Source organism: Rhodococcus sp. no. 34 (assembly GCF_054589475.1).
Genome location: NZ_BAAILK010000032.1, coordinates 1 through 662, shown reverse-complemented (window position 1 = coordinate 662; position 662 = coordinate 1). Strand labels below are relative to the sequence as shown.

1 protein-coding gene is annotated in these 662 nt (G+C 58.6%); it reads right to left on the bottom strand.

Annotated features, from left to right (window positions below):
* Positions 1–662, bottom strand: a 662-nt coding sequence (locus ACYP01_RS13020) for an Ig-like domain-containing protein (protein WP_459680424.1), incomplete at both ends; no start/stop codon positions are given.

The following is a 662-nucleotide window of genomic DNA, read 5'->3' as shown; positions in this document are numbered from 1 at the left end:
GTCCAGGCAAGTGTTGCAACACCATTACCGAGCGCGCCCGCACCGATCTTGGTGGCACCGTCGAAGAACTCCACCGAATCACCGTCGGCACCACCGGTCACCGTCGCACTCAACGTCACCGGTTGCCCCACCTGAGCGCCACCGACGGGAGCAAGTGCCGTCGTCGAGACGTTCTTCTGAACCCTCACCGACGGACCGACACCCTTGAGTTGACCCGAACCCAATGTCCCACTGACATGCAACTCGGTCATCAAATCCACATCACGAGCACACCCCGCGCCGACCGTGTAACTGAACTCAACCGTCCGGAACTTCGGATTGATCAAACCGCCGTTCCAGTACACCGCCCAACTGCCCGAGATCTTCGCATAATCAGAACGAACCTCGACGTCATTGCGACCGATCACCGAACCGTCAACCTTGGCCGAATCAGTCACGTAGGTAAGACAATCCGGATGAACATCTTTGACCTGCTGAAGGTACTCGAGAGTCCCCGTACGAGTCAGCACCGACTTCACCGTAATCGTCTCCCCCTCATTGGGAGTTCCGTTCGAGACAGTGCGCACAACCTTGTAGTCATGCACATTTCCCTCCGCCGTCACCGGAGCCGCACCAGCAACCCCGACGCCCGCAACCACCGCGAAACCCGCAGAAACAGCAAA